Source organism: Comamonas suwonensis, assembly GCF_012844455.2.
In the GTDB taxonomy this organism is placed as follows: Bacteria; Pseudomonadota; Gammaproteobacteria; order Burkholderiales; family Burkholderiaceae_C; genus Comamonas; species Comamonas suwonensis.
In genome coordinates this window covers 109724-134321 of the sequence record NZ_JABBCQ020000011.1, presented here as the reverse complement: position 1 = coordinate 134321, position 24598 = coordinate 109724, and the positions used below count along the sequence as shown (strand labels likewise).

Below are 24598 nucleotides of genomic sequence, written 5' to 3'. Positions count from 1 at the left end.
TTATGACCTGTAGCTGGCACTCATTTGCTGGCTGAACGGAATGCAGTATATGCGAATAATTCTCAATAGCAAAAATAAGCGTTACAAAAAGAGGAAAAACAGCTTGAACAAGCGCTTGTCATTCACTGGCCTCAGGTTCATGATCCGCCCTGTTTTCACAGCTATTTATTGACGACCATGAACCCTGACCGAAGTCACGGGTCCATCTCGTCCCAGCGCTGAAGTCAGGGCCACAGGCCTTGCAGCAGAGTCCGGGAGAGAGGGGCCCACCCTCCACCCGGAGAGTCTGCTGCGCACCCAAGGCGCATGCCGCTCCCCGCCCGCCACTGATGCGGCCATGCCTTGTGCACGGCTGCCGGGAGCCGCCCATGAAATACCTCTTCACCCGGAAATTCCCTCACGGATTTTTGCTCATCCCTCGCAGCATGGCTGCTGCCCGCCGCCTGGGCCCAGGCCTGATTACCGGGGCTGCCGACGACGACCCAAGCGGTATTGCCACCTACTCCCAAGCTGGTGCTCAATGGCGCTTTGGTCTGGTGTGGATGCTGTTGCTGACCACGCCGCTGATGATTGGTATTCAGATGCTCTCCGCCCGCATCGGCTGGGCCACCGGCCGGGGGCTGGCTGCCAATATGGTGACGCTGTGCCCACGCTGGCTCACGCGCAGCCTGATTGCGCTGCTGGTGGTGGCCAACACCATCAATATTGCGGCGGACATTGGAGCCATGGCCGAGGCAGCGCGCCTGATCGTCGGCGGCTCGCCCGTGCTGTTCAGCCTGCTGTTTGGCGCAGTGTGCCTGCTGGCTCAGGTATTTTTCTCATATGAACGCTCGGTGCGGCTTCTCAAATGGCTGACGCTGTCGCTGCTGGCCTATTTCGCCGTCGTGATGGTGGTGCATGTGCCCCTCAAGCAAATGACGATGGAGTCCCTGCAGCCCTGGCGCTTCTTGCCTGCCCACGCTTCGCTGAGCGACTATGCCGCCATGATGGTGGCCGTGCTGGGCACCACCATCAGCCCCTATCTTTTCTTCTGGCAAGCCTCACAGGAAGTGGAAGACCAACGCCTGCGGCCAGACGCTGCTGCGCTGCGCAAATTCCCCGCCTATGTGCAAGAGCATCTGGCTCGCATCCGGCTGGACACGACGGTGGGTATGCTGCTGTCCAACGGTGTGGCGCTGAGCATTGTGGTGGCCACCGCCGTCACGCTGAATCTGAACGGCATCACCGAAATTCAGACCTCCGCGCAGGCCGCCGAAGCACTGCGCCCCGTCGCAGGCGACCTGGCTTTTACGGTGTTTGCGCTGGGCATCATCGGCACAGGGCTGCTGGCCGTACCAGTGCTGGCTGGCTCGGCCGCCTATGCGGTGAGCGAGGTTCTGGGATGGAAGGCCAGTCTCTCGCACGGCTTTCATGAAGCACGCGGTTTTTACGGGCTGATCATTGCCGCCACAGGCCTGGGCACCGTGCTGGGCATGCTGGAGGTCGACCCCATCAAAGCGCTGGTTTGGAGCGCCGTGGTCAATGGCGTGATCTCGGTGCCCATCATGGCCGTGATGCTGTGGCTGGGCCAGTCGCCACGCATCATGGGCGAGCTGACCATCTCGCTGCGCCACCGCCTGCTGGGCTGGGGCGCTACGCTGCTGATGGGCGTAGCCGTTGTAGTGATGCTGGCGACGCTGTAGCGCCGCGCAACGAGATACAAAACAAAAGAGGACTGCTGAAACAGTCCTCTTTTAATAGCTACTAGCCTATATATAAAAAGGACTACCGCTTGTTTTAGTTGCAAATCAGGTGATCGAAGCCGACAGAGCTGCCGTGGCACCCGCACCCGCCGCAATCACGATTTGCTTGCCTTAGCCGCGTGAACCAGCGCTGGCGCAGCCGTATAACTCTCGGGGAACAGCTTTCTCAGCTCGTCGATCTTAGGCAGATCGTTGATCGCGATATAGGGCTGATGCGGATGCAGTGTCAGATAGTCTTGGTGATAGTCCTCGGCGACGTAAAAAGGCTTGGACAGTTCAACCGTAGTGGCCAGCGGCTTGCCGTAGATTTTGGCCTGGTTGAGTTGAGCGATGTAGTCCTTCGCGATGCGCGCCTGCTCGGCATTTTCCGCAAACACGGTCGAGCGGTATTGCGTGCCGGTATCGGGCCCCTGGCGGTTCAGCTCGGTCGGGTCGTGCGCCACCGAGAAATAGATTTGCAGCAACTTGCCATAACTGATTTGCTGGGGATCGTAGGTGATACGCACCGCTTCGGCATGGCCGGTACGGCCCGTGCCGACATCCTCGTAGCGCGCCATCTTGGCAGCGCCTCCGGCATAGCCAGAAACAGCATTGCTGACGCCCTTGACATGCTGGAACACGCCTTGAACGCCCCAGAAGCAGCCGCCAGCGAAGACTGCGCTTTCGGTCTTTGCTGCAGCTGCAGCGGTCAGATCCGCCGTGGGAGCCGGTACGCGGCGGGCCGATTCGGCGAGGCTGGGCACGGCATACCAAAGCAGCGCTGCAGCGGCCAAAGTTCCGGCGGTCAGTGCGAGGGACTTCATGAGATTTCTTCCAGTAGGTTTCGACGCCAGAGTCAGGGCAATGGGCTCAATCCGTCAGTCACGTGGCGGATTGAGCGCATCGAGCGGACCGAGTTCAGTACTTGGACATCGAGTCCTTCGACATCGCGTCCTTGCCCATGCCATCCTTGGACATTGAATCCTTCTTCATACCGTCCTTTTTCATGCTGTCTTTCTTCATACCGTCCTTGCCCATGGAGTCTTTCTTCATGCTGTCCTTGGACATGGAGTCCTTCGCCATCGAATCCTTGGACATGGAGTCCTTCGCCATCGAATCCTTGGCCATGCTGTCCTTGGACATGTCATCGGCAGCAAAGGCCGAGGCGCCAGCGACGGCGAGACAAGTGGCCAGCAGGGTTGTGGTGAGCTTGTTCATTTGGATTCCTTCAGTTGGGGTGTCATCTTCAAAAGATGGGCTTACGTTCCAGAGAACTCGGCCTCGCGCTTTCTTCGGCAGTCGAGCGGTTGCAGCAACCCCTCAGCTCCCTCCGAACCAGTTGTAGCCCTGGTCTTCCCAGTAGCCACCGGAATAGGTGTTGGTAACAAACATCGCCTGGATGTACTTGGGGTTCTTGTAGCCAAGCTTGGTCGGCATGCGCAGCTTCATCGGAAAGCCATATTTGGGCGGCAATGGCTGTCCGTCATAGCTCAAAGCAAGCAGCGTCTGCGGGTGCAATGCGGTAGGCATGTCGATACTGGTGTAGTAGTCGTCCACGCACTTGAAGCCCACGTATTTAGCGCTGGTGTCGGCTCCGATATGGCGTAAAAAATCAGAAAAGCGGACGCCGCCCCACCTGCCGATAGCGCTCCAGCCTTCCACGCAAATGTGGCGGGTAATCTGCTCCTGCTGCGACATGGCTCGCAGCTCGGCCAGGCTCCAGGCATGCTTGTCGGCGACCATGCCGGTCACTTCGAGTCGATAGCTGGCCTCGTCCACCTCGCGGATCTCGTCTTCACCGTAGTAGGCGTTGAAGGGAAAGGGCCGCGTGATCTCGGCCTCGGTATAGGTAGGAGCCAGCTGCGACGGACTAAAAATCAGGCCCTGTATCTTGTCGTTGAAACGTGAAATTTTGCTGAGCGCGGCTTCGACATGGGTGTCATCGCTGATGCTGCAACCGGTCAGCAGTGACAGTCCCCCGAGCGTCAGCGTGCGCTGCAGGAAGATGCGGCGTGCGGGCTGCTCGAGCTGCTTGGCAAGCCGCGTACGGGCTTCACGCAGCACGGCGTCAGCGTCGATGTCGAGCAAGGTATGGGGCTTGAAGATTTTCATGATGTTTTGGGCGCGCGGCCTCGGATCATCGTGAGCAAGGTGCGGGGCACCAGAGCCACCATGACCAAGTGCACAACAAGAAAGGCAACGATGGCGGCCATGGCGAAAAAGTGAATGCGGCGAGCAAACTCGTAGCCACCCAGCAATTCGCGCAGCACAGGAAATTGCACCGACTTCCACAGCACCAGGCCCGAGAGAACGATCACGATCAGATCAAGCATCACGAACAGATAGGCCAGCTTTTGCACGTTGTTGTACTGACGTGGGTCGCCGTGCGAGAGCTTGCCTTTAAGCGCCTCCAGCAAGTCGTGCAGCACGCCACGCGGCGTGATGGGAAAGAACTTGCGGACGAGCCGACCGCTCACGATGTTGAGCGTCAAGTACAAAAGACCGTTGAACACCAGCAACCACATGGCCGCGAAATGCCATTGCAGCGCACCGCCCAACCAACCACCGAGGGTGATGACGGCTGGTATGGAAAAGGGAAAGATCGGCGATGCGTCATAAATACGCCAGCCGCTCATCACCATGATCACCACGGCCAAGGCATTGAGCCAGTGCGTGATGCGCATCCACAGTGGATGAACGGGCCTAGCAGCCAGATCCACCGGGCCTGCCTGGACAGTTTTTGGGGCGATGATGGTGCGGGTCATGGAGGCCATTGTTCGGCTGGCCCCATGGCGGATGTATCACGCAAAGTTCAATTAATTGTGATAACTCAAAAACGCCTGTCGCGAGAGAATGGCCCTCTATGGACTCCAATAAACGCGTACTGATTGTCGAAGACGACCTCCACATTGCGGAGCTTTTGCGCATGCATCTTCGCGATGAAGGTTATGTCGTTGAGCATGCCGCTGATGGCCATGCAGGTCTGCGCGAATTGGAGCGTAGTCACTGGGATGCACTGGTTCTTGACCTGATGCTTCCGGGCATCGACGGCCTGGAAATCTGCCGACGAGCCCGTGCCATGGCCAGGTACACGCCTATCATCATCATCAGCGCCCGCTCCAGTGAGGTACACCGCATCCTGGGCTTGGAACTCGGCGCAGACGACTACCTGGCCAAGCCTTTTTCGGTGCTGGAGCTGGTCGCCCGCGTCAAGGCCCTGCTACGGCGCACCGATGCACTGGCTCGCAATGCCCGCATGGATTCGGGCAGCCTCTCGATTGGCGATTTGGACATCGAGCCGCTGGCGCGTGAAGTGCGCGTCGATGGCAAGCTCATAGAACTCACTCCGCGCGAGTTTGACCTGCTGTACTTCTTTGCCCGCAGCCCCGGAAAAGTGTTCTCACGGCTGGACCTGCTCAACCATGTCTGGGGCTATCAGCACGATGGCTACGAGCACACCGTCAACACGCATATCAACCGGCTACGCATCAAAATAGAAATCGATCCCGCCCAGCCGCGCCGCATTCTCACGGTATGGGGGCACGGCTACAAGTTGTCGACCTCTGCCAACGGGGAGAGCACATCATGATGACTTTGTCGAGGCGGTTATCGGTCGTTTTTGCAGTGCTGCTGCTGGTGTGCTGCGGGGCCTCGGTCTGGCTGCAGATTCGCGCCACCAGCAAGCACGAGCAAGAAGTCATTCAGCGCTTGTCGAGTGGTTTGGCAGCACACATTGCCGAGAACGCGGAGTTGATGAAGCCCGGCGGCCTGAACCAGGATGCCGTGAAAGATCTGTTTGACAAGCTCATGGCGGTCAACCCCAGCGCGGAGCTCTATCTCTTGGGTCTCGACGGCCGCATCGAAGCGCAGGCCGCACCGCAAGGTCACCTCAAGCGCGACAAGGTCAACTTGAAGCCTATCCATGAGTTGCTCGCTGGCGGAGCACTGCCCATTGTGGGTGATGACCCGCGCAGCCCTGATGCATCCAAGGTGTTCAGCGTTGCCCCGCTGCGCGTGTCTGGACACGATGCCGGCTATGTTTATGTCGTGCTGCAAGGCGAAGATCACGATGCCTTGGTCGCCAACACGGCAGCCGACAATGTGCTGCACACTACTCTGTGGTTGATGGGCGTGGTTGCGCTGCTGGGCCTACTCGCCGGCCTTGCTGCATTTCGCCTCATCACCCGCCCACTGCGCGAGCTGACCGAAGTGGTGCAGCGTTTCGATACCGAGGGCATCGCATCGCTGGAAAATGAGGCACCCAAGCTAGCCCGCCTGTCACAAGGCAACGACGAAATTTCGCATTTAGGCCAGGCTTTCATGCAAATGGCCCACCGCATCGCCGAACAATGGCGCGAGCTGACGCTGCAAGATCAGCAACGCCGCGAACTGTTTGCCAATATTTCACACGACCTGCGCACGCCTCTTACATCACTGCATGGCTATCTGGAAACCTTGATGCTCAAGGCCGACACGCTCGACGAGGCGGATCGACGGCGCTACCTGGAAATCGCACTGGGCCAGAGCCGCAAGGTCGGACGTCTCGCGCAAGAAGTGTTCGAATTGGCACGACTCGAATACGGCGTGGTCAAGCCTGAGAAGGAAAGCTTTGCACTGGCGGATCTTGTACAGGACGTGTTCCAGAAATTTGAACTGGCTGCCGAGGCACGCCATCAACGCCTCACGCCCGACATTGCACCCGACCTGCCCGTGGTCTCAGCCGACCTCGGCATGATTGAGCGGGTTTTGACCAATTTGCTCGACAACGCCATCCGTCACACCCCAATGGGTGGGGAAATCGTAGTGCAGTTACGTGCTCACCATGCCGGCGTATCAGTCCAGGTCAGCGATACGGGAGGTGGTATCCCGAGCGAGCTTCAGAAGTCGCTATTCATGCGACCAGCATTCATGAGTGGCTCGCGCACCGAAAGCTCCGGTAGCGGCGGGTTGGGCCTGGTGATCGTAAAACGCATACTGCAATTACACGGCAGCGACATTCAACTGGTGCCGCTGCCCGAGAAAGGAGCCGTATTTCGCTTTCAACTCAGCAGTATCGATCGCCTTTGAAACGCTTGTGCCATAAGCCTGCTGAAAATCTCACATCCCTGATTTGCACAAACGGGTACAGCGTAAGAAATGTGCCAGCGAAATAGATCGCGTAAATCAGCTCCAATCAACGCCATGAGCGCCACGTGACCTCGGGCCACAAAAAAACTGCCGGATTTCATGACCGTCAACGTCACTTGACAGATTCGAGCGTTGCACGAATTGAAGAGCGAGACTCGATAGTCGCGTCTCGCTCTGTATGCCTTGGAAAGAAAAGAAGGCGATGGAAGAACTAGCTGTATGCAGTTCATTCACATCGCCTTTATGGATCTCCTCTACGGAGATCGCAATCACGGTTTCAGACCCGGATTTAGTTTCGGATCAGGTGATCAAAAGCAGACAGGGCTGCCGTGGCACCCGCGCCCGCCGCAATCACGATCTGCTTGTACGGCACCGTGGTGCAGTCACCGGCTGCGAACACGCCGGGCAGATTGGTCTGGCCCTTGGCATCCACAATGATTTCGCCAAACTTGCTCAGCTCCACTGTGCCCTTGAGCCACTCGGTATTGGGCACCAGACCGATCTGGACGAACACGCCTTCCAGCTCGATATGCTGCTCTACACCCGTCACACGGTCTTTGTAGCGCAGGCCGTTGACTTTGCCATTGGCACCGGTGATTTCGGTGGTCTGTGCATTGGTATGCACGGTCACATTGGGCAGACTGTGCAGCTTCTTGACCAGCACGGCATCGGCCTTGAGCTGCTCGGCAAACTCCACGACCGTCACATGGGCCACCAGACCGGCCAGATCAATGGCCGCCTCAATACCCGAGTTGCCGCCACCAATGACCGCCACGCGCTTACCCTTGAACAGGGGACCGTCGCAATGCGGGCAGTAGGCCACGCCCTTGTTCTTGTACTCGGCTTCGCCGGGCACATTCACATTGCGCCAGCGGGCGCCGGTCGACAAAATCACGGTCTTGGCCTTGAGCGAGCCGCCATTGGCCAGTTGCACCTCCACCAGACCGCCGGGCTGCGCGGCGGGAATCAACTTCTCGGCGCGCTGCAGGTTCATGATGTCCACATCGTAGGCACGAGTGTGGGCTTCCAGCGCAGCCGCAAACTTGGGGCCGTCGGTTTCCAGCACGGAGATGTAGTTCTCAATCGCCAGCGTGTCGTTGACCTGACCGCCAAAGCGCTCGGCCGCCACACCAGTACGAATGCCCTTGCGAGCGGCGTACACAGCAGCCGCTGCACCTGCGGGGCCACCACCGATCACCAGCACATCAAACGCATCCTTGGCCGACAGCTTGGCGGCTTCACGCGAGGCTGCGCCGGTATCAAGCTTGGCCACGATTTCTTCAAGGGTCATGCGGCCGGAGCCAAAGACGCTGCCATTCATGAACACCATGGGCACAGCCATGATTTCGCGGTCGTTCACTTCCTGCTGGAAGGCACCGCCTTCGATCACAGTCGTCTTGATCTTGGGGTTCAGGATAGCCATGAGCGACAGCGCCTGCACCACGTCCGGGCAGTTGTGGCAGGTCAGGCTCATGTAGACGTCGAAGTTATAGTCGCCGTCCAGAGACTTGATCTGGTCAATCAGATCCTGCTCCACCTTGGGTGGATGGCCACCCGTCCACAGCAGCGCCAGCACCAGCGAAGTGAACTCGTGGCCCAGGGGCAGTCCGGCAAAGCGCAGCTGGGTGTCAGTGCCCTTGCGCTGCAGCAGGAACGAGGGCTTGCGGGCGTCGTTGCCATCGGTGCGCAGCGTGATCTTGTCGCTGCGCAGGGACTGGATGGTTTGCAGCAGATCGCGCATCTGGGCGCTGGTCTCGCTGTCATCCAGAGAAGCCACCAGCTCAAACGGCTGCTGCACACGTTCCAGATAGGCGGCGAGTTGGGCTTTGAGTTGATTGTCAAGCATGGTGGATTCCTTTGAATTTTGAGTTGTTGATGCAGTGCAGCAAGGTGGTTTCTAGCCACTTGCCCGCCCATAAAGCAAAAACTGGGCGTAAAAAAGCCGGACGAACGGACACCGGGTGCCTGAGCGTCGTCCGGCTTTCAGAGCGCCTGCGCGCTCAGCCGATAGCAATCAGGCTTAGATCTTGCCAACCAAGTCCAGCGAAGGAGTGATCGTGTTGGCGCCTTCCTTCCACTTGGCGGGGCACACTTGACCGGGGTGAGCGGCGGTGAACTGAGCTGCCTTCAGCTTGCGCAGAGTTTCCGACACGTCACGGGCGATTTCGTTGGAGTGCACTTCCATGGTCTTGATCACGCCATCGGGGTTGATCACGAAAGTACCGCGCAGAGCCAGACCTTCTTCAGGGATGTGCACGCCGAAAGCGTTGGTCAGCTGGTGTGTAGGATCGCCCACCAGAGGGAACTTGGCCTTGCCCACGGCGTCGGAAGTTTCGTGCCACACCTTGTGCGAGAAGTGGGTGTCGGTTGTCACGATGTAGACCTCAGCGCCAGCTTTCTGGAACTCAGCGTAGTTGTCCGCTGCGTCTTCGATTTCGGTGGGGCAGTTGAAGGTGAAGGCTGCGGGCATGAAAATCAGAACCGACCACTTACCCTTCAGGCTCTCTTCGGTCACGGTGATGAATTCACCCTTGCCGTTGCGGTTCACATAAGCTTCGGTCTTGAACGGTTGAACTTGTGTATTGATCAAAGACATTTGATGTTTCCTTGTGGTTGGTGTTGATGACAGGATGAAGTTTAGAGGGACTCAATCAATAAATCCAATCAATTGATTTCATTGAATTGATTGAATAAGACTATCAAAAACAATTCCCCGTCATTCTGGACTCAAGCCGCAGCGCTTTGCAGCTCAGTTTTCTATTGTGGGCCGAATTCGCTCACTTCAAGCCAATAGTCCTTCAATCACGCTCATAGCTTTTGTTGTCATCACCATCTCAGCACCTGTGCAAGACCGCGAGCAACCAGCCCGTAAGCTAAACGAGAACGCGCATCAGATGCAGCCAATTCGCCAAAGCATGGACTTTGTTTGATTTGCCTCACAAAGCATGGACAATCCAGATCGAACAACAACTGACCGAGAAGGAGTCCCCCATGAAAGGTGATGCACAAGTCATTTCCTGGCTGCAAGCCCAGCTCAAGAACGAGCTGACAGCCATCAACCAGTACTTTTTGCACTACCGCATGTACAAGCACTGGGGCTTCGACAAGCTGGCCAAGAAGGAATACGAAGAATCCATCGGCGAGATGAAGCACGCCGACTGGCTCATGGACCGCATCTTCACACTCGACGGCCTGCCCAATCTGCAGGATCTGGGCAAGCTGCAAATCGGTGAAGACGTGCCTGAAGCACTAGCCTGCGACCTGCGCCTGGAGCAAGCGGCTCAGCAGACCATCAAGGATGGCATTGCCCACTGCGAATCCGTACGTGACTATGTCTCGCGTGATCTGCTGCAGAAGATTCTGGACGATACCGAAGAGCACATCGACTTCCTCGAAACCCAGATCGATTTGATCGACAAGGTCGGCACGCAGAACTATTTGCAGTCGCTGATGGGCGAGATCCAGTAAAGCTAGCGCATACAGTGCAAAATAACGGGCCTTGGCCCGTTATTTTGTTTTTTCAAAGTCCTGTGGGGAAGTGCACGCCCGCGCGTTGCGCCGCCTGCACGATATGCATGGCCATCGTCTGCTGGGCCAGCTCGGGGCGGCCCTGGGACAGCGCATCAATGATGGCCGCATGTTCCTCGCAAGTGGCGTGGCGCGCGCCGCGTCGGTAAAACGGCAGGCGCTGGCTTTCCTGCATGACTTCGCCGCTGCCGCGCAACACATCGGCAATGGCATGGTTGCCAGAAATAGTGGCGATCTGCAGGTGGAAGTCGAAATCCAGCCTGCTGGCCTGTGCAAAATCCGCCAGCTCAATACTCTGCTGCATGGCCTGCAGGTTGGCCTGCATGGCCGAAACATCCTCGGGCTGTATGACCAGAGCGGCCAAACGGGATGCAAAGCCTTCCAACGCATAGCGCAGTTGGTAGACATCGTTGAGCGCATGAGAATCCGCAAAGCGCCAGACCACGCCGGAAGGCTGAGCCTCCGGCGCTTCGGTCACATACATGCCCTTGCCTGGACGCGCCACTACTAAGCCCAGGCCTTGCAAGGTGGACAGCGCCTCGCGTAACGAGGTCCGGCTGATCCCCAGCTGTTCCGATAAATCTCGCTGCGAAGGCAGCAGCGAGCCGACCGGATAGACGCCATCGTCTATCCATTCCCGAATCACGCGGGCGGCGTGGCTGGCAACGGCGAGGCTGGTGGCGCTGGTGGATTCCATACAGTAGGGTCAGTCATCAAAAAAAGGGGTGCGCCCGATCTTAGCGACTGTCCCCTTGCATTTGCACTATTCCCGCCCTCTTGCCTTATTTGTTGACCAGCTTGGCTGGTACGGTATAGGTCAGAAATGCCCCGAGCAGCAACACACCAGCCAGCACGAACATGGCCGCGTTGGTGCTTTGCGTTGCATCCTTGATCAGACCAATCATGTAAGGGCTGATGAAACCCGCCAGATTGGCAAAGGAGTTGATCAACGCAATCCCGGCCGCTGCACCCGCGCTGGACAAAATGGCGGTGGGCAAGCTCCAGAACAAAGGCGAGGTTGCAAGGCTTCCTCCTGCGGCCAGCGCCAGTGCAGCCAGCGACAGATAGACATTACCGCTGAAGATGGCCGAGAGGATCAGGCCCAGAGCGCCCACGCAAAATGGCACGATCAAATGCCAACGGCGCTCACGCATGCGGTCCGAACTACGGCTGACCAGGTTCATGGACACCACAGCCACCGCAAAAGGAATTGCCGTGAGCAAGCCAATATGGAAAGCGCCCTCCACCCCGGATTGACGAATCAGACTAGGCAACCAGAAGGTCAGTCCGTACTGGCCCATGACGGTGCAAAAGCAAATCATGGCCATCTTGATGATGCGAGGATCGGAAAACAGCGCACGCAGCGTCATGTGACTGTCGCTCTTGCTGGCGTTCTCGCGGGCAATATTGCGCTCCAGCAGAACCTTCTCGGCCTCTGTCAGCCAGCGGGCGCTGCGGATGTTGTTGTCCAGATACCAGAGTACGGCAATACCTAGGATCAAGGAAGGAATGGCCTCAAGCAAAAACAACCACTGCCAGCCATGCAGACCAGACACGCCTTGCATCAACTCCATGATGCCGCCAGATAAGGGGCCGCCAATGATGCCCGAGACCGGAATCGCGCACATGAACAGCGCCACCATGCGGGCGCGCCGGTACGAGGGAAACCAGTAGGTCATGTACAGGATCATGCCGGGGTAAAAGCCCGCCTCAGCCGCACCCAGCAAGAAGCGCAGCACATAGAACTGGGTAGGTGTACTCACGAACATCATGGCCGCCGAGATCAGGCTCCACATGATCATGATGCGTGAGATGGTGGCCTTGGCTCCTATGCGGTGCATCAGCATATTGCTAGGTACTTCGAAGAAGAAGTAGCCGATGAAGAACAGCCCTGCACCCAGGCCATACATGGCCTCGCTGAACTGCAGATCAGCCAGCATGTTCAGCTTGGCAAAGCCCACGTTCACGCGATCCAGATAGGCGGCCACATAGCAGGCCATGATGAAAGGCAGCAGGCGCCAGGCCACCTTGCGATAGACGGCGGTCTCGGCAGGCGTTTCGCTGGCCAGCGCCGGGGCCGCGCCAGCAAGCTCGGCAGATGCAGGAAGAGATGACATCAGAGAGTCCTTGGTTGAGTGGTTTTAATCAACTGGTATTACCGGTCTTAAATTACGAAGCGAACGGTACCCTTTGTCCAGTGATGTGCGCACTCGCATTTACCCCTACTAATGGAATCCGTTCTTTCTGAATAGCGCATTTGACAATTTCTTGATTCACTTGCAAACTGGTATTACCAGTATGAAAACAAGAGGCAAAATTTCGTGACCCCCTCATTAGAGCTACGCCCCGCCAGTCTTCGTCTAAGCATCCAGCCACTCACCGCCGAGGCTTTCGCCGAGTTCGGAGAGGTCATATCCAGCACGGGCCACACCCCGCTGTTGATCAACGACGGCATGACCGAACGCTTCCACGCCTTGGCTCGCGTGGACACCGGAGGAGACGAAGGTCATGCGCTGATCAACCTGTTTCACGCTCTGCCGTATGCGCTTCCCATGACGCTATTGAGCATGGAACGCCATCCGCTTGGCAGCCAGGCCTTCATGCCTCTGGATGCACAGCCTTTTATCGTGGTGGTCGCACCGATCGGCGAGCGCGTGGAGCCTACCGCTTTGCGCGCCTTCATCACCGATGGCCGCCAGGGTGTCAACTATCGACGCGGCGTATGGCATCACTCGCTAATCGCCTTGCATGCTCCCGCACGCTTCATGGTGGTTGACCGCGGAGGGGTGGGCAGCAACTGCGATGTGATACCTATAGGTGATGGGGCCGAGGTAACGCTAGATCTGGGCCAAACCCAGCCTTGAAGCAAGTCGTTGATGCACAGAACAAAGCCGCCCGAAGGCGGCTTTGTTCTCTACGGTCACGGCATTTACGCGCTTCAACTCGGCAGCAAGAAGTCGCGGCTGATGCCTGAGCCCAGATCATTAACCCGGTCCAGAAACTGCGTCAGATAGGCGTGCAGACCGGTGGTCAGAATTTCGTCGATACGGCCATATTGCAGATCGGCCAGCAGGCGTCCTGCTTTGCGCTGGGTTTCCTGTGAGTGGTCGTTGCTCACGCGATCCAGGTTTTTCACGACCTCATGCATGCTGGCCAGCAATGATCGCGGCATGTCGGCGCGCAGCATTAGCAGCTCGGCCACGCGTTCGGGCGTAATCACATCGCGGTAGACCTTGCGGTAAACCTCGAAGGCCGAGACGCTGCGCAGCAAGGCGCTCCAGTGATAAAAGTCAAAGTTCATCAGCGCCCGTCCACGCGGCATGCCGTGGTAGTCGCGCTCGATCGAATGAAACTTCACATCCAGCAGTCGCGCCGTGTTGTCGGCCCGCTCCACAAACGTGCCCAGCCGCACAAAGTGCAGTGCTTCATCTTTGAGCATGGTGCCCAGCGACACGCCGCGCCACAGGTGCGAGCGGTACTTGACCCACTCAAAAAACTGCGCCGGGTCCTTCTGCCAGGCATCTTGCGAGTAATTGCGCTGCAGCGCCAGCCAGGTCTGGTTTTGTGTCTCCCACGACTCCGTCGTCAGTGCACCGCGCACGGCACGAGCGTTTTCTCGCGCAGCTTTCAGGCAAGCGAAGATGGACGACGGATTGGCCTCATCCGTCACCATGAACTGCAGCACGGATTCACGATCTACCACCGGATACTGTGCCTTGAACGCCGGTATCAATTCGCTGATGGACAACACGCTCTGCCAGCCGCGATGCGCATCATGAATTGCCTGCGGCAGCATGGCAGTTTCATAGGCCACGCTGAGCATGCGCGCGGTGTTCTCTGCCCGCTCGGTATAGCGGGACATCCAGTACAAATGGTCTGCGGTACGTGACAGCATCAGCGACCTCCCTTCGGCTCGTCTTGATTTTCCAGCACCCAGGTGTCTTTGGTTCCGCCGCCCTGAGAGGAGTTCACCACCAAGGAGCCTTCTTTGAGAGCCACCCGCGTAAGGCCGCCCGCCACCATGTTGACCTCCGTACCCGTCAGCACAAAAGGCCGCAGATCGATATGGCGCGGCGCGATACCTTTACTCCCCATGGTCGGGCAGGTAGACAGGCTCAGCGTAGGCTGGGCAATATAGTTGCTGGGGTTGCCCAGCAGCACACGGCGGAAGGCTTCAATCTCGGCGGTTGTGGCCGTCGGACCAATCAACATGCCATAGCCGCCAGCGCCGTGCACCTCCTTGACCACCAGCTCGTGCAGATGGTCAAGCACATACTTCAGATCGTCCGGCTTACGGCACAGCCAGGTAGGCACGTTCTGCAGAATCGGCTCTTCATTCAGATAGAAGCGAATCATCTCCGGCACATAGGGGTACACCGATTTATCGTCGGCCAGGCCTGTGCCCACGGCATTGCAGATATTGACGTTGCCTGCACGGTAAGCGCGCATCAGGCCCTTGCAGCCCAGCGTGGACGTAGGGCGGAAGACTTCGGGGTCCAGAAAATCATCATCCACGCGGCGGTAGATCACATCAACCCGCTGCAGTCCTTGCGTGGTACGCATGTAAACGATGTCTTTTTCAACCACCAGGTCTTGCCCTTCGACCAGCTCCACGCCCATTTGCTGAGCCAGAAAAGCATGTTCAAAGTAGGCGCTGTTGTGCATGCCGGGCGTCAGCACCACCACCGTGGGCTCCAAAGCGCCAGACGGCGCGCTGGCGCGCAAGGTGTCCAGCAGCATGTCAGGGTAATGGGCCACCGGTGCCACGGAATGCTTGCCAAAGAGGTCGGGGAACAGGCGCATGGTCATGCGGCGGTTCTCCAACATGTAAGACACGCCTGAGGGCACGCGCAGATTGTCTTCCAGCACGTAATAGACACCATTACCGTCTGCATCGGGCGCACGCACAATGTCGATGCCGGCAATATTGGCGTAGACATCGTTGGGCACCTGAATGCCTTCCATCTCCGGCCGGTACTGGCTGTTGCCGCCCACCAGCGCATGCGGAATGAGGCCGGCCTTGACCATCTCCTGATCATGGTAGGCGTCGCGGATAAAGCAGTTCAGCGCTTTGACGCGCTGGGCCAGCCCCGCCTGCATGTTCTCCCACTCATGGGCCGGAATGATGCGGGGAATCAGGTCAAAGGGGATCAGACGCTCGGTACCTGCGCCGCTTTCGTCCTTGTCGCCATAGACCGCAAAGGTGATGCCCACGCGGCGGAACACAATTTCTGCCTCGGCACTGCGGGCGCGCAGATAGTCCTGCGATTGCTTGCCCAGCCACTGCGCATAGTCCAGATAGTGGTCTCGCACGGCGCCACCTTCGGCGGGCGAGTTCAGATACATCTCATCGAATGTGCGCATTCTGTCCTCTCTATTTCTGACACGGCTCACGCATGCGAGCCGCTTGTTTCAGTTTAGCCACCCTGCGCGCTCCCCCAAGCTGGCGAAGACCAGCAGATTCCGCCTGTCTGCATTCACTTACAGAGTGGCATTGCAGCTATGCAAGCCTCATGCCAGTTTCAACGGCACCTCAGGGCGGCAGCTCATGAATATCCCAGTAATGCGCCCTGATCTGCCGCTCGCACTGCAAATCAGCAGGGCGATCAGACTGCCATAGTGCGGCACCGCAGCGGTCCTGCAACACCAGCTGGCTCCCTGCAGCCTTGTACCGCTCAACCACAGCCGCCACCGGGTGGCCAAAGCGATTCAGATAACCGGCCTGCACCACACCCCAATGCGGGCGCAGCGTCTTGACCCATGCATCCGTCGATGAAGTCTTGCTGCCGTGGTGCGGCACCAGCAACCAATCCACCGGAGCGGCAACGCTGGTCTGCAAAAGCAGCTGCTCCTGTGCAGCTTCAATATCACCAGCCAGTAAAGCCACGCGGCCGCTGGCCGAGCGTATGCGCAGCACACAGCTGCCAAAGTTGGGCTGGGGCTTGCGCCCGTTCAACCATGCATCGCCTTCGGGGGGGTGCAGCACTTCAAACGTCACACCATCCCACTGCCAGTGCTGGCCTTGGGTGCAGCGCTGCACAGGGGCCAGCGCTGCCAGCAGCGGGTCGTTAATTACCGAGTCCGATCCCCAGATTTTTACCTGCGGCTGCGCCGCTTTGATGGCCAGTGCGCCGCCCGTGTGGTCGCTGTCACGGTGGCTGAGCATCATGGCATCCAGGCGCATTCCCTGCGCAGCCAGCAAAGGCGCAATCACGCGCTCGCCTGCATCGCTTTGGCGGCTGTACTGCGGCCCGGCGTCATACAAAAGTCTATGCCTTGCCGTGCTGATGATGACCGCATTGCCCTGCCCTATATCCACGGCCTGCAGCTCAAACTCGCCCACATTGGGCCAAGCCTGCGGCCAGAACAATGCAGGCAGTGCGAACAAGGTCGCCACCAGTCGCAGCCGCACAGGCAAAGGCGCGATGAGCAACAAGCCCGCAGCAATCGCCAGCACACTGGCCCACCATGCAGGCTGGGGCAAGACCCATACGGCCCAGGGCAGCTCGGCCAGCCATTGCAGCAAACGCATCAACGGCAACATGGCCAGCGCAGCTCCAGCCGCCGCCATCGGTACCAGCGCCGCCAGCAAAGCCAGTGGCGTGACCACCAAAGTCACCCATGGAATGGCAATCAGATTGGCCAGCAAACCGACGATGGATACCTGCCCAAACAGCAAAAGTCCCAGCGGCGCCAGCGCCAAAGAGATCAGCCATTGCTCACGCCACAAGGCATAAACTTTCGAGAGAAATCGGCCTGTAGCGCTTTTACCATAATCGCCAGCAGCTATTGAATTAGAAGCAAGCAGCACCCCCACCGCCACAAAGCTCAGCCAGAATCCTGCCTGCCAAAGCGCCCACGGGTCCAGCACCACCACCACGGCCAGCGCCAGCAGCCAGACACAGGGCCAAGGCCAGCGCGCACCCAGCATTTGCAGCAGCGCCACCACCACCAGCATGCAGACCGTGCGCTGCGCGGGCAGCCCCCAGCCACTGAACAGCGCATAAGCGGCAGCCAGCGCCACACCCGCCAGCAAAGCCACATGCGGGGCCGGAAAAATGCGGCAGGCAATTGCGCTGCAGCGCCACACGCGCCCTACCACCAAGGCCGCCAGCCACGCAAACATGGTGATGTGCAGACCCGAAATGCTCATCAAATGAGAGACCCCTGTCTGGCGAAACATTGCCCAGTCCTTGCGGTCAATAGCCTGCTGCTCCCCCACCGCCAGCGCCGCCACCACGCCCAGAGCCGCTTGCTGGCGCTCTGGCGCTACACCCGTAAGCCATGTCTGCAAGCGCGGCGACTGGGCCTGAATACGGTCACGCAGCCACTGACGCCAGCGCTGCAGCCGGTATTGCGTAGTCATCTCCAGCAGTTGCTGCTGCGCTTGCTCACGCACATAGCCTGTGGCCTGAACACCCTGTTCCCACGCTTGCAACTCATAATCAAAACCATGGGGGTTGCGGGCACCGTGCGGGCGTTTGATCCGAACCGTCAGTCGCCAGCGCTGGCCGGGGCTCAGCGCTACACCTTGCGCCCAAGGGGGTACCAGAGGCTGACTCGCATCCAGCTCTTTCCCGTAAGGGCCATACCAGGCCAGCTCTAGCAGAGGCGGCACGCCCGGCGGCGCGGCATCCACCACAAAACGCCAGCGCTGCCCGTTGCCAGTGCTTTGCACCATGGATGCAATCGCGCCCTCCACCTGCAGATCAACCGCCTCCAGCGGCTTGGGCAAGGTCTGCGCCAGATAAGCATGAGCGCGCCAGCCGGTGGCCCCGGCGACGCAGCAGGCGGCTGCCCACATCAGCAGCAACCAGCACAGCAGCGGCCTGCGCCGCAATGGCCCAGCCAGCAACAACATGAGCAAACCCAGCACCAGCAAGCCTTGAAAGGCCCACAAGCTCCACAGCTGCGCCTGCGTGACCTGCCATGCCGCACCCAGCACGCAGCCCCATAGCGGTGCAAGCCATGAAAGGCGCGCACGCTGGAGGGGCGGTGTGAATTTGGACGGCACCTCGCCATGCTAGGGGCGGCGCAGGTGCGCCAGAATTGCGGCAATCCCTGCCCTGTCTTCAACATTAAAACTGCTTCAAACGCTCATCTGTATTGCGATATCAGCTATCAATTCAAAAGATCGTCGGGGTGCAATCGCTGTGTCAAACTCTTCAGTCTTTCATTCCTGCACTATTGCCTCACTTCTGGAGTCCGTCATGAGCATCAACGACACACTCAAAGCCCTGAACATCACCCTGCCCGAAGTGGCCATCCCCGCCGCCGCTTACCTGCCCTATATGAAATCCGGCAAGCTGGTCTTCCTCAGCGGCCATATCGCCAAGCAAAACGGCCTGCCCTGGGTGGGCAAGCTGGGCGAGAACATCACCACCGAAGAAGGCAAGCTGGCCGCCCGCGCCGTAGCGATTGACCTGCTCGGTACGCTGCAACACGCCTGTGATGGCGACCTGAGCCGCGTCAAACGCATCGTCAAGGTAATGAGCCTGGTCAACTCCACCACCAGCTACACCGACCAGCACCTGGTCACCAATGGCTGCAGCGAGCTGCTGGCTCAAGTCTTTGGCGAAGCAGGCAAGCACGCCCGCAGCGCCTTCGGCGTGGCACAGATCCCCATGGGCTGCTGCGTTGAAATCGAACTGATCGCCGAACTCGCCGACTAAATAGTCCTCCAACGCCACACCGCCTGACCGACATGACTACGCCCCCTCTGGTTCTGAGCATTCAATCCCACGTCGCCTACGGCCATGTAGGCAATGACGCGGCCATGCTGCCGCTGCAGCTGCTGGGCATAGAGCCCGTGGCCGTGCACACCGTGCAGTTCTCCAACCACACGGGTTATGGCGAATTCAAAGGTCAGGTCTTCACCCCCGCCCATGTGCAGGACGTGCTGGACGGCCTGCGCGCGCGCGGCGTTCTGGAGCGTTGCACTGCTGTGCTATCGGGCTATCTGGGCGATGCCGGTGTGGGCGAAGCGATCCTGGCCGCCGTGCAGGAAGTGCGGGCTTCACAGCCCAAGGCTTACTACCTGTGCGACCCGGTCATGGGCGATGTGGGGCGCGGCGTGTTTGTGCGCCCCGGCATCCCCGAATTTCTGCGCAAACGTGCGCTATCGCAAGCCAGCGTCATCACGCCCAATCATTACGAGTTTGAACTGCTCTGCGGCGGCCCGCTGACCACCGTACAGGCTGCCACACAGGCAGCGCGCACCATGCTCGGGCAAATGCATGACAGCCAGTCCGCGTTGATCGTCATCACCAGCCTGCGCACCAACGACCTGCCCACCGATCAACTGGCCACCTTGGCCGTGACTGCAGACAAGGCCTGGCTGGTGCAGACCCCCTATACCGACCTGCATCCACTGCCCAATGGCATGGGCGATGTGTTCTCAGCCGTGCTGCTGGGCCACCTGATTCAGGGCAAGGCCGTGCCGGATGCGGTTTCCCAAGCAGTCAGCACGCTGTATGCCTTGGTGTCCAGCACGGTTTCCGGTCAGCGCGACCTGCCCCTGGTCGCCTGCCGCGATCAGATTACCCAGCCCGCGCAAACATTTGCGGCGGTGCCGGTTGCGACGGCATAGCGAATAGCGGAGTGACTGAGCGAGACCAGCGACAGGCATTGAATACGCCCCAATATGTCCCGCATAACTTCATGCCATGACACTGCGGCATGAGCTGAATGCGCTGGCCAACTTTGCACAGAAGCGCTCCTTCAAGATCGTCGCACCTTCTGCAACTTGCGGCACAGCCTGCAGAAAGGGATTGGCGGCTCCGCGCTGTCCAGTGTGTGGACACAGAATCTGTGTCCACACTACGCCCAAGAGCGACCTTCAGCGTTCAATGAGCCGCCAGTCAAAGCGCGAGCCATTGAAAATGGCCAAATGCAGTGGATCTCAGCGGTTCAAGCATGTTTGAGACGGAACACGCTCACCAGCTGCGACAGGTCCCCCGTTTGCTGCTGCATGGACTGCGCAGCGGCAGTGGATTCCTCCACTAAGGCGGCATTTTGCTGGGTCACAGAATCCATTTCAGTCACTGCACGGTTGATTTGCTCAATGCCGATGGTCTGCTCTTGGCTGGCGGCCGTAATCTCGCCCATGATGTCGGTCACGCGCTGCACGCTGCTGACAATTTCGTCCATCGTCTGCCCCGCTTGGCTGACTTGCAAGCTGCCTTCTTCCACCTTGGTGACCGAGGCCTCGATCAGTTGCTTGATCTCCTTGGCAGCTTCAGCGCTGCGGCCAGCCAGAGAGCGAACTTCCGACGCCACCACGGCAAATCCACGACCTTGCTCGCCAGCACGGGCCGCCTCCACCGCCGCATTCAACGCCAGGATGTTGGTCTGAAAAGCAATACCGTCGATCACGCCAATGATGTCGGCAATCTTTTTGGATGCAGTACTGATGGCGCTCATGGTGTCCACCACCTGCGACACCGCCAGGCCGCCCTTGACGGCAACCGCCGAGGCCGACAGGGCCAGTCGGTTGGCCTGACCGGCGTTATCGGCGTTTTGTTTGACGGTGGAAGTCAGCTGTTCCATCGACGCCGCTGTCTGCTGCAGCGAACTGGCCTGCTCTTCCGTGCGCGAGGACAGGTCGTGGTTGCCGGAGGCAATCTGGCTGGACGCCGTGGCAATGCTGTCCGTGCCTTCACGCACTTGACCGACCAGACGACCCAGGCTGGCATTCATGTCGTGCAAAGCCTGCATCAGCTGGCCCGTTTCGTCGGTACCGCTCACGTGGATGTTGGTGCTCAAATCACCATCGGCCACACGGCGAGCAACAGTGACGGCATTTTTCAGCGGTACGGTAATGCCTACGGTCAGGCGCCAGGCGAGCGCAGCGCCAATAGCCAGAGCCAGCGCGGCCAGGATCATGAAATAGGCCTTGCTGGTGCTTTCAATCTGAGCCACCTGGGAGGCCTTTTCATCTAGGCTCGCGCGCTGCAGGCTCAGCAGCTCCTTGAGCAGCTTCAGATAGTTCTGGGATTCCGGCACATAGGAGTCAACCAGCATGGCCTCGGCTTCGTCGGCCATACCATCGGCCTTGAGTTGACTGACTTTGTCGCGGCTGGCGATATAAGTTTTGCGAATGGCCATGATTTTGTCCATGATCGCGCGCTCTTCAGGCTGGGAAATCAGCGGCTCAATCTGCTTGAGCAGGTCAGCGGTACTTCTGGACGTGGCCGCAGCATCTGCCGCGAAAAATGGCACCAGACTGGCATCACCGCTCTTGGCAATGGCCGTAGTGCGTGCCACCGCCACGCTGACGTTGCTGTTCCAGTCACTGATCAGACGTTCCTTGGTCAAAGGCTCTTGCATCATCTGCTGCGTTGCCTGCCCCACCGATCGCAGCTGCCACATGCCTATGGCGGTGATCATTACGGCAAACGCCAGTACCACGGCGAACCCCAGACCCAGACGGGCACCAATGTTCAGCTTGAAAAAATTCATCGCATCTATCCATCTCAAATCAAGTTTACGTAGCCTGCAAAGAGGCCATCCCTGCAAGTGGAAGACGCAAAGCCAGGCAAACAGTCGAAAAATTAGTCTGCAGCCAATGATCTCAATATCAGAATGCTACAGAATGTAATTGGTATTATCCATTAATCAGATACAACCTGTCATTGGCCCGTGCCTTGTGAGTACACGCAAACTCACTGAATGGCACGAATCTTTGGCTGCTAGGCATCAGATCAAAATACCAACCAAGCTCATCGGTTCGCCATCAAAAAAGCCGCACCAGAACAAAGTCTGGTGCGGATTTTTTGCCATGGGTACCACGCTTATTCCACGCGCGTCACCGTCTGCGGCTTGAAGCCCAAATCGGCAGCCTTCCCCTTGCGGCCACGGTTGCCACGAGCGTTGTTGAGGCTGCGAATTTCCAGCGTCTCGGTACGAGCCTTGCCACCACGACCAATGCCATCGATGCGAATACTGCGCGTGTAGGCCGCAGCTCCGGCCAGGGTGTCCTTATCTTCCAGACTGATGAGCATGAGGCCGCGACCGCCCTTGGGCATGGCTTTGATCTCGCCAATCTCAAACGTCAGAATCCGCCCACCGACCGACGCGCAAATCACATGCGTTGCGGCGTTGAGTAGACCAACCGCCTGCTCACCACCTTCTACATATTCAGCACGCGCATTCATGGGCACACCATGCACGACGGATGGCGCGCACAAAGTCTCGCCTTCGCCCAGCGTGACAAAGGCTTTGCCCGCCTTCTGGCGCGAGAGCATATCGCCCACCGCTGCCATAAAGCCGTAAGCGCCCGAGCCCGACAGCAGCAGTTGCGTGCTTTCAGCGCCCGCAAAGTAGTAGAGCAGTTGCGTGCCTGCTTCCAGCTCGATCAGCGTGGTGACGGGCTGGCCATCACCACGCCCGCCGGGCAGCGCCGACACTGGCACCGAGTACACACGGCCATTGCTGCCAAAGGCCAACAGTTGATCAACCGTGCGACATTCGAACGTGCCATACAGACTATCGCCCGCTTTGAAACTGAGGGTGGCGGCATCCACGCCATGGCCCTGACGCGTACGCACCCAGCCCTTGTCGGAAATGATGACGGTGATGGGTTCGTCCACCACCTTGACTTCGGCCACCACTTTCTTTTCCTCATGGATCAGCGTGCGGCGTGCATCGCCAAAGGTTTTGGAGTCGGTCTCGATTTCCTTGCAGATCAAGCGGCGCATGGTGGCTTCACTGCCCAGGATATCGTCCAGCTTGCCCTGCTCGGTGCGCAGCTCTTTGAGCTCTTGTTCGATCTTGATGGCCTCAAGGCGCGCCAGTTGGCGCAGGCGAATTTCAAGAATGTCCTCGGCCTGACGCTCAGAGAGTTTGAACTCTTCAATCAGCGCCTGCTTGGGCTCATCGCTGGCGCGAATGATGGCAATGACCTGATCGATGTTGAGCAGAACGGCCTGACGGCCTTCCAGAATATGGATGCGGTCCAGCACCTTGGCCAGCCTGTGCTGGCTGCGGCGCGTGACGGTCTGGAAGCGGAAGGCAATCCACTCTTCCAGCATCTGGCGCAGCGACTTCTGCACGGGGCGACCATCCAGACCAATGCTGGTCAGGTTGATAGAGCTCGATGATTCCAGGCCGGTGTGGGCCAGCAGCGCCGTAATCAGCTCGGACTGCGGAGTCTTGCCGGTCTTGGGCTCGAACACGATGCGAACCGGCGCATCCTTGCTCGACTCGTCGCGTACGCAGTCAAGCACGGCCAGCATGCTGGCCTTGAGCTGGGTTTGCTCCTGTGTCAGCGTCTTCTTGCCAGTCTTGACCTTGGGGTTGGTGATGTCCTCAATTTCTTCGAGCACCTTCTGGGTCGAAACGCCAGGGGGCAGCTCTGTCACCACCAGCTGCCACTGGCCGCGTGCCAGCTCTTCAATCTTCCAGCGCGCACGCACCTTGAGACTGCCGCGGCCGGTGCGGTAGGCATCGGCAATATCGCTGCTGGAAGAGATGATCTGCCCGCCGCCCGGATAGTCGGGGCCGGGGATCAGCGCCAGCAACTCTTCTTCGGACAGGTTGGGCTTTTTGATCAGATTCACGCACGCCGCAGCGACCTCGACCAAATTGTGGCTGGGGATTTCGGTGGCCAGACCCACGGCAATACCGCTGGCACCGTTGAGCAGCGAAAACGGCAGGCGAGCCGGCAACTGCTTGGGCTCTTGCGTGCTGCCGTCGTAGTTGGGCACAAAGTCCACCGTACCCATGTCGATTTCGTCGAGCAGCAAGCTGGTAATTTTGGACAGGCGTGCTTCGGTGTAACGCATGGCGGCTGCGCCGTCACCGTCGCGGCTGCCGAAGTTGCCCTGGCCGTCGACCAGCGGGTAACGCTGGTTGAAGTCCTGCGCCATGCGCACCAGTGCATCGTAAGCAGACTGGTCGCCGTGCGGGTGAAAACGGCCCAGCACATCGCCCACCACGCGGGCGCTTTTGACAGGCTTGGCAGCCGTGTTGCCATTGTTGCCGCTATAGCTCAGACCCATGCGATCCATCGCATAGAGAATGCGACGCTGTACGGGTTTCAGGCCGTCACAGACATCGGGCAGGGCACGGCCTTTGACGACCGACAAAGCGTATTCAAGATAGGCACGCTGTGCGTATTGGCCCAGGTCCAGTACATCGCCAGCGGCTTGAAGAGACAAATCCGGTGTGGTTTGATCGCTCATGAATTCTCAGTAATTTTCCAAATATCGCCTGTACGGCGA

The 24598-nt window shown here is 58.9% G+C and carries 20 protein-coding genes; 7 read left to right on the top strand and 13 right to left on the bottom strand.

The window, feature by feature from the left end; genetic code table 11:
• Positions 1–368 precede the first annotated feature (368 nt).
• Positions 369–1682, top strand: coding sequence for an NRAMP family divalent metal transporter (locus HF327_RS13925; RefSeq protein ID WP_236024192.1), 1314 nt, complete (start codon positions 369–371; stop codon positions 1680–1682).
• 155 nt (positions 1683–1837) lie between these two features.
• Here the strand turns inward: HF327_RS13925 and msrA are convergent, their stop codons facing one another.
• From msrA to HF327_RS13905, 4 genes are all read right to left on the bottom strand, one after another.
• Positions 1838–2545 (bottom strand): peptide-methionine (S)-S-oxide reductase MsrA, encoded by a 708-nt coding sequence (gene msrA / locus HF327_RS13920; protein ID WP_198460735.1) that lies wholly within the window; start codon positions 2543–2545, stop codon positions 1838–1840.
• A 94-nt stretch (positions 2546–2639) separates the two neighbouring features.
• A complete protein-coding gene (locus HF327_RS13915; RefSeq protein ID WP_198460734.1) occupies positions 2640–2939 on the bottom strand; it encodes a pentapeptide MXKDX repeat protein in 300 nt (99 codons plus the stop codon).
• A 102-nt stretch (positions 2940–3041) separates the two neighbouring features.
• On the bottom strand, positions 3042–3833 hold the full coding sequence (locus tag HF327_RS13910; protein ID WP_198460733.1) for a molybdopterin-dependent oxidoreductase: 792 nt from the start codon (positions 3831–3833) through the stop codon (positions 3042–3044).
• Positions 3830–4486 carry a cytochrome b/b6 domain-containing protein gene (locus HF327_RS13905; RefSeq protein WP_198460732.1) on the bottom strand — a complete coding sequence of 219 codons (657 nt, stop codon included), beginning with the start codon at positions 4484–4486 and terminating at the stop codon, positions 3830–3832. The genes HF327_RS13910 and HF327_RS13905 overlap by 4 nt, the downstream gene beginning before the upstream one ends.
• 98 nt (positions 4487–4584) lie before the next feature.
• Here HF327_RS13905 and HF327_RS13900 point away from each other — a divergent pair, with 98 nt between their 5' ends.
• The gene (locus HF327_RS13900; protein ID WP_198460731.1) at positions 4585–5310 is read left to right on the top strand and encodes a response regulator transcription factor; all 726 of its coding nucleotides are present in this window, start codon (positions 4585–4587) and stop codon (positions 5308–5310) included.
• Positions 5307–6788 (top strand): sensor histidine kinase, encoded by a 1482-nt coding sequence (locus HF327_RS13895; RefSeq protein ID WP_198460730.1) that lies wholly within the window; start codon positions 5307–5309, stop codon positions 6786–6788. The genes HF327_RS13900 and HF327_RS13895 overlap by 4 nt, the downstream gene beginning before the upstream one ends.
• Before the next feature lie 349 nt (positions 6789–7137).
• Here HF327_RS13895 and ahpF read toward each other — a convergent pair whose 3' ends face one another.
• Positions 7138–8694 carry an alkyl hydroperoxide reductase subunit F gene (gene ahpF / locus HF327_RS13890; RefSeq protein ID WP_198460729.1) on the bottom strand — a complete coding sequence of 519 codons (1557 nt, stop codon included), beginning with the start codon at positions 8692–8694 and terminating at the stop codon, positions 7138–7140.
• Positions 8695–8868: 174 nt separating this feature from the next.
• Positions 8869–9444: an alkyl hydroperoxide reductase subunit C gene (ahpC, locus tag HF327_RS13885; RefSeq protein WP_099738069.1), complete on the bottom strand. Its 576-nt coding sequence runs from the start codon at positions 9442–9444 to the stop codon at positions 8869–8871.
• A gap of 395 nt (positions 9445–9839) precedes the next feature.
• Here ahpC and bfr point away from each other — a divergent pair, with 395 nt between their 5' ends.
• The gene (gene bfr, locus HF327_RS13880) at positions 9840–10316 is read left to right on the top strand and encodes a bacterioferritin (RefSeq protein ID WP_198460728.1); all 477 of its coding nucleotides are present in this window, start codon (positions 9840–9842) and stop codon (positions 10314–10316) included.
• 52 nt (positions 10317–10368) lie between these two features.
• Here the strand turns inward: bfr and HF327_RS13875 are convergent, their stop codons facing one another.
• Together HF327_RS13875 and HF327_RS13870 are read right to left on the bottom strand one after the other, a co-directional pair.
• Entirely contained in the window at positions 10369–11073 is a 705-nt protein-coding gene (locus HF327_RS13875; RefSeq protein WP_198460727.1) for a FadR/GntR family transcriptional regulator, read from the bottom strand.
• Between the two features lie 85 nt (positions 11074–11158).
• On the bottom strand, positions 11159–12493 hold the full coding sequence (locus HF327_RS13870) for an MFS transporter (protein ID WP_198460726.1): 1335 nt from the start codon (positions 12491–12493) through the stop codon (positions 11159–11161).
• Positions 12494–12697: 204 nt separating this feature from the next.
• On the opposite strand from HF327_RS13870, the gene HF327_RS13865 reads away from it, so the two are divergent.
• On the top strand, positions 12698–13240 hold the full coding sequence (locus HF327_RS13865) for an ureidoglycolate lyase (protein ID WP_198460725.1): 543 nt from the start codon (positions 12698–12700) through the stop codon (positions 13238–13240).
• A 74-nt stretch (positions 13241–13314) separates the two neighbouring features.
• On the opposite strand, the gene HF327_RS13860 is transcribed toward HF327_RS13865, so the two are convergent.
• From HF327_RS13860 to HF327_RS13850, 3 genes are all read right to left on the bottom strand, one after another.
• The gene (locus HF327_RS13860) at positions 13315–14271 is read right to left on the bottom strand and encodes an alpha-E domain-containing protein (protein WP_198460724.1); all 957 of its coding nucleotides are present in this window, start codon (positions 14269–14271) and stop codon (positions 13315–13317) included.
• Positions 14271–15740, bottom strand: coding sequence for a circularly permuted type 2 ATP-grasp protein (locus HF327_RS13855; protein WP_198460723.1), 1470 nt, complete (start codon positions 15738–15740; stop codon positions 14271–14273). Before HF327_RS13855 ends, HF327_RS13860 begins: the two co-directional genes overlap by 1 nt.
• Positions 15741–15909: 169 nt before the next feature.
• Positions 15910–18321 carry a DNA internalization-related competence protein ComEC/Rec2 gene (locus HF327_RS13850; protein WP_198460763.1) on the bottom strand — a complete coding sequence of 804 codons (2412 nt, stop codon included), beginning with the start codon at positions 18319–18321 and terminating at the stop codon, positions 15910–15912.
• 265 nt (positions 18322–18586) lie between these two features.
• Between HF327_RS13850 and HF327_RS13845 the strand changes: the two genes are divergently transcribed.
• Positions 18587–19048, top strand: coding sequence for a RidA family protein (locus tag HF327_RS13845; RefSeq protein ID WP_198460722.1), 462 nt, complete (start codon positions 18587–18589; stop codon positions 19046–19048).
• A 32-nt stretch (positions 19049–19080) separates the two neighbouring features.
• Positions 19081–19965 (top strand): pyridoxal kinase PdxY, encoded by an 885-nt coding sequence (pdxY, locus tag HF327_RS13840; protein ID WP_198460721.1) that lies wholly within the window; start codon positions 19081–19083, stop codon positions 19963–19965.
• 320 nt (positions 19966–20285) lie between these two features.
• Here pdxY and HF327_RS13835 read toward each other — a convergent pair whose 3' ends face one another.
• Together HF327_RS13835 and parC are read right to left on the bottom strand one after the other, a co-directional pair.
• Complete coding sequence (locus HF327_RS13835) at positions 20286–21836, bottom strand: methyl-accepting chemotaxis protein (RefSeq protein ID WP_198460720.1); 1551 nt, start codon at positions 21834–21836, stop codon at positions 20286–20288.
• A 332-nt stretch (positions 21837–22168) separates the two neighbouring features.
• Positions 22169–24559, bottom strand: a complete 2391-nt coding sequence (gene parC, locus HF327_RS13830) for a DNA topoisomerase IV subunit A (protein WP_198460719.1) — start codon at positions 24557–24559, stop codon at positions 22169–22171.
• Between the last annotated feature and the right edge of the window lie 39 nt (positions 24560–24598).

Coding starts and splice junctions, on each gene's coding strand:
- HF327_RS13925 (WP_236024192.1), top strand. CDS start 369: ATGAAATACCTCTTCACCCGGAAATTCCCTCACGGATTTTTGCTCATC.
- msrA (WP_198460735.1), bottom strand. CDS start 2,545: ATGAAGTCCCTCGCACTGACCGCCGGAACTTTGGCCGCTGCAGCGCTG.
- HF327_RS13915 (WP_198460734.1), bottom strand. CDS start 2,939: ATGAACAAGCTCACCACAACCCTGCTGGCCACTTGTCTCGCCGTCGCT.
- HF327_RS13910 (WP_198460733.1), bottom strand. CDS start 3,833: ATGAAAATCTTCAAGCCCCATACCTTGCTCGACATCGACGCTGACGCC.
- HF327_RS13905 (WP_198460732.1), bottom strand. CDS start 4,486: ATGACCCGCACCATCATCGCCCCAAAAACTGTCCAGGCAGGCCCGGTG.
- HF327_RS13900 (WP_198460731.1), top strand. CDS start 4,585: ATGGACTCCAATAAACGCGTACTGATTGTCGAAGACGACCTCCACATT.
- HF327_RS13895 (WP_198460730.1), top strand. CDS start 5,307: ATGATGACTTTGTCGAGGCGGTTATCGGTCGTTTTTGCAGTGCTGCTG.
- ahpF (WP_198460729.1), bottom strand. CDS start 8,694: ATGCTTGACAATCAACTCAAAGCCCAACTCGCCGCCTATCTGGAACGT.
- ahpC (WP_099738069.1), bottom strand. CDS start 9,444: ATGTCTTTGATCAATACACAAGTTCAACCGTTCAAGACCGAAGCTTAT.
- bfr (WP_198460728.1), top strand. CDS start 9,840: ATGAAAGGTGATGCACAAGTCATTTCCTGGCTGCAAGCCCAGCTCAAG.
- HF327_RS13875 (WP_198460727.1), bottom strand. CDS start 11,073: ATGGAATCCACCAGCGCCACCAGCCTCGCCGTTGCCAGCCACGCCGCC.
- HF327_RS13870 (WP_198460726.1), bottom strand. CDS start 12,493: ATGTCATCTCTTCCTGCATCTGCCGAGCTTGCTGGCGCGGCCCCGGCG.
- HF327_RS13860 (WP_198460724.1), bottom strand. CDS start 14,271: ATGCTGTCACGTACCGCAGACCATTTGTACTGGATGTCCCGCTATACC.
- HF327_RS13855 (WP_198460723.1), bottom strand. CDS start 15,740: ATGCGCACATTCGATGAGATGTATCTGAACTCGCCCGCCGAAGGTGGC.
- HF327_RS13845 (WP_198460722.1), top strand. CDS start 18,587: ATGAGCATCAACGACACACTCAAAGCCCTGAACATCACCCTGCCCGAA.
- pdxY (WP_198460721.1), top strand. CDS start 19,081: ATGACTACGCCCCCTCTGGTTCTGAGCATTCAATCCCACGTCGCCTAC.
- HF327_RS13835 (WP_198460720.1), bottom strand. CDS start 21,836: ATGAATTTTTTCAAGCTGAACATTGGTGCCCGTCTGGGTCTGGGGTTC.
- parC (WP_198460719.1), bottom strand. CDS start 24,559: ATGAGCGATCAAACCACACCGGATTTGTCTCTTCAAGCCGCTGGCGAT.